The organism is Pseudomonas sp. KBW05 (assembly GCF_003852405.1).
GTDB lineage: Bacteria > Pseudomonadota > Gammaproteobacteria > Pseudomonadales > Pseudomonadaceae > Aquipseudomonas.
This window is the reverse complement of record NZ_QAJM01000008.1, coordinates 93,325-102,049: the sequence shown is the minus strand read 5'-3', so window position 1 is coordinate 102,049 and position 8,725 is coordinate 93,325. Positions and strand designations below refer to the sequence as shown.

General features: G+C 61.8%; 7 protein-coding genes. 5 read left to right on the top strand and 2 right to left on the bottom strand.

The annotated features are described in order from the left end of the window. Positions 1-182: 182 nt before the first annotated feature. The 5 genes from DBR46_RS08180 (at position 183) to DBR46_RS08160 (ending at position 4,451) form a co-directional block, all read left to right on the top strand. Positions 183-722: a TetR/AcrR family transcriptional regulator gene (locus DBR46_RS08180; RefSeq protein ID WP_124525740.1), complete on the top strand. Its 540-nt coding sequence runs from the start codon at positions 183-185 to the stop codon at positions 720-722. 15 nt (positions 723-737) lie between these two features. After that, on the top strand, positions 738-1,571 hold the full coding sequence (locus tag DBR46_RS08175) for an alpha/beta hydrolase (protein WP_124525739.1): 834 nt from the start codon (positions 738-740) through the stop codon (positions 1,569-1,571). Positions 1,572-1,609: 38 nt separating this feature from the next. Beyond that, positions 1,610-2,044: a thioesterase family protein gene (locus DBR46_RS08170; RefSeq protein WP_124525738.1), complete on the top strand. Its 435-nt coding sequence runs from the start codon at positions 1,610-1,612 to the stop codon at positions 2,042-2,044. A 55-nt stretch (positions 2,045-2,099) separates the two neighbouring features. Next, positions 2,100-3,062, top strand: coding sequence for a tRNA-dihydrouridine synthase (locus DBR46_RS08165; RefSeq protein ID WP_124525737.1), 963 nt, complete (start codon positions 2,100-2,102; stop codon positions 3,060-3,062). Positions 3,063-3,185: 123 nt separating this feature from the next. Beyond that, a complete protein-coding gene (locus tag DBR46_RS08160; RefSeq protein WP_124525736.1) occupies positions 3,186-4,451 on the top strand; it encodes a hypothetical protein in 1,266 nt (421 codons plus the stop codon). A 3-nt stretch (positions 4,452-4,454) separates the two neighbouring features. Here the strand turns inward: DBR46_RS08160 and DBR46_RS08155 are convergent, their stop codons facing one another. Both DBR46_RS08155 and DBR46_RS08150 read right to left on the bottom strand, forming a co-directional pair. Continuing rightward, on the bottom strand, positions 4,455-7,733 hold the full coding sequence (locus tag DBR46_RS08155; RefSeq protein ID WP_124525735.1) for an EAL domain-containing protein: 3,279 nt from the start codon (positions 7,731-7,733) through the stop codon (positions 4,455-4,457). A 66-nt stretch (positions 7,734-7,799) separates the two neighbouring features. Next, positions 7,800-8,690: a LysR family transcriptional regulator gene (locus DBR46_RS08150; RefSeq protein ID WP_124525734.1), complete on the bottom strand. Its 891-nt coding sequence runs from the start codon at positions 8,688-8,690 to the stop codon at positions 7,800-7,802. Between the last annotated feature and the right edge of the window lie 35 nt (positions 8,691-8,725).

Sequence of the window (8,725 nt, the reverse complement as noted above, 5' to 3'; positions counted from 1 at the left end):
GATTACCCGCTCTGCGGGATTTTTAAGGGTCATTCAATTATTGAATGGCCCTTTTGTTTGTCTGGCGTTTGGCCAATTCTTTTCTTCCCTTCCTGTTTTCTCTTCAGACCAATGGTCGTGTTAGTCGCTTGCCAAATATTATTATGGTAATAATATTCAACCCATGAGAACCGGAGGCTTTGATGAGCGATAAAAAAGCGCAAACCCGCGAACGCATTTTGCAGGCTGCCAGCGCGGCGTTGATCCAGCGTGGTCCGGCAGAGCCGAGTGTCGGCGAAGTCATGGGCGCGGCGGGGCTGACCGTCGGCGGTTTCTACGCGCATTTTGAAAGCAAGGACGCGCTGATGCTGGAGGCGTTCACTGAACTGTTGGCCAAGCGTCGTGCGGCCATTGACGATATGGATGCACTGTTGACGGGTGAAGAGCGCCGAGGCCTTGTGGCAGCGTTCTACCTGTCGCGCAAACATCGCGACTCTACCGTTCAGGCCTGCCCGATCCCGGCGACCGTCGGCGAGATGAGCCGCTTGCCCGATGAGTTCCGCCACGCGCTGAACGAACACTGCGAGCTGATGGCCGCCCAACTGGCCGCCAGCCCCGAAGACACCGACAAGGCCCTGGCCGACATGGCGCTGATGATCGGTGGCCTGGCCCTGGCGCGTGCGCTGGGCCCCGGTGAATTGTCTGACCGCGTGTTGCGCGCCGCCAAGTCGGCCGTGCGCTAGAAGAGGGCTCTAAGGATGGGCACGTTAACCTGGATTCGTCGCTTCAACGGCACCCTGGGGCATCTGGCGCCGCACACCGTGGCCAACAAGATGCGGCGTGCCTTTATGACCCCGCGAGATCTTCCGCCACGCGACTGGGAGTTGCCGCTGCTGGCGCAGTCAGAGCGCATCACCTTGCGTTTCGGCCTGTCGGCCCTGCGCTGGGGCCAAGGGCCGGCGGTCTTGCTGATGCACGGCTGGGAAGGGCGGCCAACTCAGTTTGCCAGCCTGATCACTGCCCTGGTCAATGACGGTTATTCAGTGATTGCCCTGGATGGCCCGGCCCATGGCCGTTCGCCGGGGCGTGAGGCGCATGTGCTGCTATTCGCACGGGCGATGCTGGAAGCGGCCGCCGAATTGCCGCCGCTGAATGCGGTGGTCGGGCACTCCATGGGCGGTGCCAGTGCGATGCTGGCGGTGCAACTGGGGTTGCGCACCGAAGCGCTGGTGAGTATCGCTGCGCCGTCGCGTTTCCTTGATGTATTGCGCGGCTTTACCAAAATGGTCGGTCTGCCAGCGCGGGCTCGTTCGGCGTTTATCCACGAGGTTGAACAGACCTTCGGCATGCCGCTGAAGCATCTGGACGTTGCCCACTATCAGATGAATATGCCCGGCCTGATCGTACATGCCGAAGACGACACCTTCGTCCCGGTCAAAGCCTCGCAGGCCATCCACGAAGCCTGGTTCGACAGCCGCCTGCTGCGCCTGGAGCAGGGCGGCCACCAGAAAGTGCTGGCCGATCCCCGGGTGATCGAGGGCGTGCTGGCGCTGCTGGCCGGCCGTCGTCTACAGGCGCGACAAAGCGCCTGATACACTGCCCGGCCGAGATCAATCGACTGGAGCAAGGCATGGCCTGGGATTTGGCAACGCCGTTTATCGTCGACCTGCAGGTCGGCGCCGAGGACATCGACGGCCTGGGCCACGCCAACAACGCCGTCTACGTATCCTGGCTGGAGCGTTGCGCCTGGCGCCATTCCCAGCGCCTGGGCCTGGACCTCACCGAGTACCGCCGCCTGGACCGCGCCATGGCGGTGGTGCGTCACGAGATCGACTACATCGCCGCTGGCTACGAAGGTGATGAGCTGCAACTGGCCACCTGGATCGTCGATTGGGACCAGCGCCTGAAAATGACCCGGCGCTTCCAGTTGGTCCGCCCCCACGACGGCGCGACCTTGCTGCGGGCGCAAACCACCTTTGTCTGTATCGAGCTGTCCAGCGGCAAGCCCAAACGCATGCCCGCCGAGTTTCTTGACGGTTACGGCCCCGCCCTGACAGGGGGTTAACGGTTGCCACAGGAAACCCAGTAAACTGCGCAACGATTTTTGTTGAGTGTTTCCCATGCAAATTGCTTTGGCGCCCATGGAGGGGTTGGTCGACAACATCCTGCGGGACGTGTTGACCCGCGTGGGCGGGATCGATTGGTGCGTGACCGAGTTCATCCGCGTCAACGACCGCCTGCTCACCCCGGCGTATTTCCACAAGCTCGCCCCGGAACTGCTGCACGGTGCCCACACCGCTGCGGGCGTGCCGTTGCGCGTGCAGTTGCTGGGCTCCGACCCGGTGTGCCTGGCGGAAAACGCCGCGCTGGCCGCCGAGTTGGGCTCCGAGGTGATCGACCTGAACTTCGGCTGCCCGGCGAAGACGGTGAATAAATCCCGGGGTGGCGCGGTGCTGCTCAAGGAACCGGAGTTGCTCAACCAGATCGTCGAGCATGTGCGCCGTGCGGTGCCGGCGCATATCCCGGTCACCGCCAAGATGCGCCTGGGTTTCGACAGCCCGGACGGCGCGCTGGTCTGCGCCACGGCGCTGGCCGAAGGCGGTGCGGCGCATATCGTGGTGCATGCACGCACCAAGACCGACGGTTACAAGCCGCCAGCCCACTGGGAGTGGATTCCGCGGGTGCAGGACGTGGTCAAGGTGCCTGTCTTTGCGAACGGCGATATCTGGAGCGTCGAAGACTGGAAGCGCTGCCGCGAAGTCAGCGGTGCCGAAGACATCATGCTCGGTCGCGGCCTGGTGGCGCGTCCCGACCTGGCGCGGCAGATTGCCGCCGCGCGCGCCGGCGAAGAAGTGGTTGAGATGACTTGGCTGCAAATGCAGCCCATGCTCCAGGAGTTCTGGACCCAATCAGTCGTCCAGCTCACTGAGCGCCAAGCGCCCGGCCGCTTGAAACAATGGCTGGCAATGTTGACGCGCAATTACCCGGAAGCGGTCGAGTTGTTTACGGCCATGCGCCGCGAGACAGACCTGGAACAGGTCAGTCGCTTGCTGGGCATGCCCCATCCCGCGGTCGCCGCGTAACGTATAGATACCACCAGGAAGGGCGCCATTGGCGCCCTTTTCTTATTGTGAAATGGGATGCTCGGAACCGAATAGCGCTGGAGCCCACGAACCTCAGGGTCAATACCTAAGGAATCATGGCCCATGAACGCTCCGATCTTAAGCGCCTCTGTCTCAGTATCCCCTCTCCTGTGCCCGGCCCCAGCCGAGCAGCCTACAGCGCCGATGGTAGAGAAAGCCAAAAACTGGGCTAACGCTTTCAATGTCGGCGAGCGACGGTTTGGTGAGAACTTTGACGGCACGAGCCATGCCGCCGTGATCAAAATGATGATGGCGACACTGGGTCCCACGCCGACCGATATGTTCGATCAAGTCACGCCTTCTGACAGGGGTTACGACGTGACGATGAAAGATGAATTCAAAGTGCATGTCTCGCAGGATGAATTGCGGCAAGTGGCGCAGGCATCGAGGTTTGGTGGTGATGACACCGAAGTGGTCAAGGCTGCCAACTTCGCGCTGGCGGTCTTTGTGAAGCGCAAGCAAAGCGTAGGCGGCTATGCCGGTTTTGAGGCTGCGCTGGCCAAGACTCTGCAGGGTGAAACCACGTTGCGGTGCTTGCAGGGAATGGGCGTGTATGGCCTCTCACAGTATGTCCCGCCGAGCGAAATGGTCGGTGAGGGCGTGGTGGCGGTAATGGGCACCCACAACTTTGGCAGCACGCTGGTCGTGGATGGGGTCGGTCATCACGACGGCTTTCCTCGGCAGGTCGGCAATAGCTATGGCTACCGATTGTTTCCCAGCAATACACGGGCGCGGTTGGCCAAGACGGTGACTGAAAAGCCCAGCGATGTCTGGAGCGGCTTTTATCAGGGCGCCAATGGCAATTGCGCGACAGTCTCGGCGATCAAGGCGGCGATGATGAGGTTTGGGCAGAAACCGCAGGATATTTTACGCAAGGTGACAGAGCGCCCTGAGGGTTTTGAAGTCAGTATGCGCGACGGTTTCCCCTTGACGCTTACTCATGAAGAGTTGGCCAAGGCCAGGCAGGTGTCGCAACTGATGGGGGCTGATCCGGTGTTGCTGGAAGATGCCAACTTCTTGTATGCGGTGAGCGCAAAGCGAGCGCAATTGAAGAACAACGACTTTCGCGCCAGGCAGGGTTTTGAAGTGGCCATGCAGACGCTCAACGACGGTGATTTCCCTGGCAATGCACTGCGCCGATTGGGCTTGCTTGCCTACGTACGCGAAAGCAGTGCGGAGGAGCTGGCCAAAGGCGCCATTGGCACCTTGGCCGGTAATGGGCATTCAGTGGCAGTGATTGATGGCGCCCTCGACCTGTTTGGGAAGAAGGAAAGTCTCCTTTCGTCGCGTTGGATGAACAATAGTTTGTGGGCGCAAAAGTTGGTGTGATGGCTACTCCAGCAACTGCCTGAACGCCTCTATCGGCAGTGGCCTGCTATGCAGGTACCCCTGAAACACATGGCACCCCAGCATTTGCAGGAACGCCAGTTGCTCCGGGGTCTCCACACCTTCGGCAATCACTTCCAGGTTCAAGCTCCGGGCCATGGCCACAATGGCGCGGATGATTTCCGCGTCGTTGGGGTCGTGGGTCGCATCGCGCACAAACGACTGGTCGATCTTCAGCGCGTCCACCGGCAGGCGCTTGAGGTAGGTCAGCGATGAGTAGCCGGTACCAAAATCATCCATCGCAAAGCTGACGCCGAGTTTTTTCAGGCGACGCATCTTGGCCACGGTGTCGTCCAGGTTCTGGATCACGATGCCTTCGGTTATCTCCAGTTTCAGCAGGCTGTAGGGCAGGTCGTGGTGTTTCAGGCTGCGCTCCACCCGTTCGACGAAGTCGTTCTGGCGAAACTGCCGGGGGCTGATGTTCACGCACAGGCTGAACTTGAGCGGGTCGATCAGGCCGTCCGCAATCAATTGCTGGAACGCCGCGCAGGCTTCGTCGAGGATCCAGGTGCCCACCTCCAGGATCAACCCGCTGTCCTCCAATACCTTGATAAATTCCGTGGGCGACTGCGCCCCCAGCTGCGGATGCTGCCAGCGCACCAGGGCTTCGGCGCCGATGATCTGATTGCCGCGCGCATCCACCTGGGGTTGGTAATGCACGCTGAACTCACCGCGCGAGAGGGCCAGGCGCAGGTCGGTCTCCATGCGCAGCCGCTCGCTGGCGGTTTTCTGCATGCTGTTGTGGAACATCTGCGTGGTGTTGCGCCCGGAATCCTTGGCGCGGTACAGGGCGATGTCGGCGCGCTTGAGCAGGTCGGCCGGGGTAGAGCCGTGGTCGGGGATCAGCGCCACACCGATACTCGGCGTGACCTGCAAGCGATGGCCGTCGAGGAACATCGGCTCCGAGAGCAATTCACGCAGGGTATCGGCCAACTCCTGCACCTGGCCGCTGACTTCGTTGCGCGTGCCATCCAGCCCGCTGAGCAGCACCACAAATTCATCGCCGCCCAGGCGTGCCACGGTGTCCTCCATGCGCACGCTGGCTTCCAGGCGCGCGGTGACGATTTTCAGCACGGTGTCGCCCACCGGGTGACCGAGGGAGTCGTTGATGTGCTTGAAGTGGTCGAGGTCGAGGAACAGCAGCGCACCGCGCAGGTTGTGGCGCTTGAGCAGGGCGATCTGCTGGCTCAGGCGGTCCATCAGCAGGGCACGGTTGGGCAGGTTGGTCAGCGGGTCGTGATACGCCAGGTGGCGGATCTGCGCCTGGGCGTTTTTCAGCAGGCTGACATCGCGGGCCGTCAGCAGCAGGCAGGGCATTTCATTGAGGGTGATCGGTTCGACCGAGACCTCCACCGCCAGCACGTCGCCGCGCTTGTTGTGCCAGAGCATTTCCAGGTGATGGATGCGGCCCTTGATCTGCAACTCGGCCAGCAGTGCGGCGCGCTGGTTTTCGTCGGCCCAGATGCCGATCTGGTACAGCGTGAGCCCGATGGCCTCTTCGGCGCGATAACCGGTCAGGCGGCAAAAACCGTCGTTGACCTCGACATAACGGCCGGTGTCGCGCTCGGTAATGGAGATCGCATCAGGGCTGGAGTGGAACGCCTTGGCGAATTTCTCTTCGCTGGCCTTGAGCGCCGCTTCCGAGCGTTGCTGCTGGGTAATATCGCGCAGGGTGGTGACGATGCACGGCTGGTCGCTGACCTTGATCAATCGGCTGGAGATCACGCAGGTCAGGCTTTGGCCGTCCTTGTGGTGGACCACGATGGCGACATTGCTCAATGACTGTTCGCGGATCACTCGTTCGATACGTTGCAGGCGCTTGCTGGAGTCGTCCCACAGGCCGATCTGCTCGGCGCTTTTGTCGATGACCTCGGCGGCGGTCCAGCCAAAGGTCTGGGTAAAGGCAGGGTTGATCTCGATAAACATACCGCTGTCCAGGGCGGTGACACAGATGGGGTCGGGACTGGCCTGGAACAGGCTGGCGAATTTCTCTTCGGAAGCGCTCAGGCGTTGTTCGCGTTCGACCTGATCGGTGATGTCCAGCAAGGTGCCGGCCATGCGCAGCGGCTTGCCGGCCTCATCACGATAGAGGCGTGCACGGCTTTCCAGATAGCGCGGGCTGCCGTCTTCGACCTGCACGCGGTAGGTCAACTGGTAGTTGCCGTCCGGGCCTTCGCGCAGGCTGCGGTAGGCGTTGCGCATGCCTTCGCGGTCTTCATCGGACATGCCCTCGAAAAACGCATCGAAGGATTCGTGGAACGGCTCGGGCGGCAGGCCGTGCAGTTGGGCGGCGCGGGCCGAGCCATAGAGCATGCCGGTGGGGATGTGCCAGTCCCAGGTGCCCAGCTGCGCGGAGTCCAGGGCCAGGTCCAGACGTTCCTGGCTGTCCTTGAGGGCTTGTTCGGCGTTCTTGCGTTCGGTGGTGTCGAGAAAGGTGCTGATCAGGTAGGCCTCTCCGTCCAGCTCGACCTTCTGCGCACTGAGGGTGCCATCGTGGATCTGACCATTGCTGGCGCAGAACTGCACGTCCATGGTGATGGGTTCGCCCTTGCGCTGGGTGGCCTTGACCAGTTGCGCGCGTTGTTCAGGGTGGCGCCACAGGCCGAGGTCCAGGGTGGTACGGCCGATGACATCGGCGACCGGCCAGCCGAAGTGGATCTCGAAATACTGGTTGGCTTCGCTGATCAGGCCATCGGCCTGGCGGGTCAGCAGCACCATGTTCGGGCACAGGTGAAACAGCGTGGCGAAGCGTTTTTCGGAATGGCCGAGGGCGTTTTCCCGCTCACGCTGGCGGGTGATCTCACGGATCACCCCGATCATTCGGCGGCGCCCGCTCTTGTCCGGCGCCAGGCTGCCGTTGATTTCCAGCCAATGGAAGGTGCCGTCGGGCCACTGGATGCGGTGGCGCATCGCCTGTTCAAACGGCTCGCCCGCCAGCACTGCATGGAAGGCGCGGACGACTTTGACGCGGTCAGCCGGGGCGAGCAGGTCGAGGTAATCCAGGTCCTTGGGTAGGGGCGCGCGGGGATCGAAGCCGAACAGCGCCTGGGTGCCCCGTGACCAGCTGATTTTTCCCGTGTCGATTTCCCAGCACCATGCGCCCAGCCGAGCCGCATTCAGGGCGGCCAGCAATTGCGGCGCACTGTCCCAACTTTGTTCCGCCTCTTGGGGGTCAAGGGCGTAGATGCGGGGCAACGGTGGCACGGAATCGACAGGGTTGCGCATTATCAAAGGGCCTTGGCTCGATGGGCGTAAGGCGCGGTTTTACGTAAACCTTGAGGCCGCACAGCTTCATGCCGGTATCCCTGGCAGATCGACCTGTGCATCCAATAGGCTCATGAAAGCCCGCGCAGCGTTCGACAGCGTCCTTTCGGTGTGCACGATATAGCCTAGCTGGCGACTGAGTTGTATGCCTGGCAAAGCGATACTTGCCACCTGATCATCGAGCATGGTGCGCGGCAAAACGCTCCAGGCCAGGCCGATGGACACCATCATCTTGATAGTTTCCAGGTAGTTAGTGCTCATCGCGATATTCGGCGTCAGGCCCTGGGCTTCGAACAGTCGGCTGACAATATGATGTGTAAAGGTGTTGCCGCCGGGGAAAACCGCCGGGTGGCCGGCAATATCGGCCAGGCTGACGTGGCCGTTGTTGATCAGGCTGTGCTCGGGGGCCACGACAAAATCCAGCGGGTCATCCCATACCGGGGTGGCGCGTACCAGATGGTGGGGATCGGGCGCCAAAGTGATCACCGCCACTTCGGCGCGGCCGTGGAGGATTTCTTCGTAGGCCACTTCCGAGTCCAGGAACTGAATATCCAGCGCCACGTTCGGGTATTCCCGGGTAAAGGTACGCAATATGGGCGGCAGGCGGTGCAGGCCGATATGGTGACTGGTGGCCAGGGTCAGGCGCCCACTGACTTCGCCGGTGAGGTTGGTCAGGGCGCGGCGGGTGTCGTCCAGCACGTTGAGGATCTGATAAGCCCGTGGCAGCAGGGCCCGTCCGGCTTCGGTCAGGCCGACTTCGCGGCCCAGGCGGTCAAACAGGCGCACATTCAATTGTTGCTCCAGGCCGGCGATGCGTTTGCTGATGGCCGGTTGGGTCAGGTGCAGGCGCTCGCCGGCGCCGGAGAAGCTGCCGGTCTCGGCGATGGCAATAAAGGCATTGAGGTTGGCCAGGTCCATTGTGGTATTCCAGTTGGTAATCCAAAGCATAAAAA

Coding starts and splice junctions, on each gene's coding strand:
- DBR46_RS08150 (WP_124525734.1), bottom strand. CDS start 8,690: ATGGACCTGGCCAACCTCAATGCCTTTATTGCCATCGCCGAGACCGGC.
- DBR46_RS08165 (WP_124525737.1), top strand. CDS start 2,100: ATGCAAATTGCTTTGGCGCCCATGGAGGGGTTGGTCGACAACATCCTG.
- DBR46_RS08170 (WP_124525738.1), top strand. CDS start 1,610: ATGGCCTGGGATTTGGCAACGCCGTTTATCGTCGACCTGCAGGTCGGC.
- DBR46_RS08155 (WP_124525735.1), bottom strand. CDS start 7,733: ATGCGCAACCCTGTCGATTCCGTGCCACCGTTGCCCCGCATCTACGCC.
- DBR46_RS08160 (WP_124525736.1), top strand. CDS start 3,186: ATGAACGCTCCGATCTTAAGCGCCTCTGTCTCAGTATCCCCTCTCCTG.
- DBR46_RS08175 (WP_124525739.1), top strand. CDS start 738: ATGGGCACGTTAACCTGGATTCGTCGCTTCAACGGCACCCTGGGGCAT.
- DBR46_RS08180 (WP_124525740.1), top strand. CDS start 183: ATGAGCGATAAAAAAGCGCAAACCCGCGAACGCATTTTGCAGGCTGCC.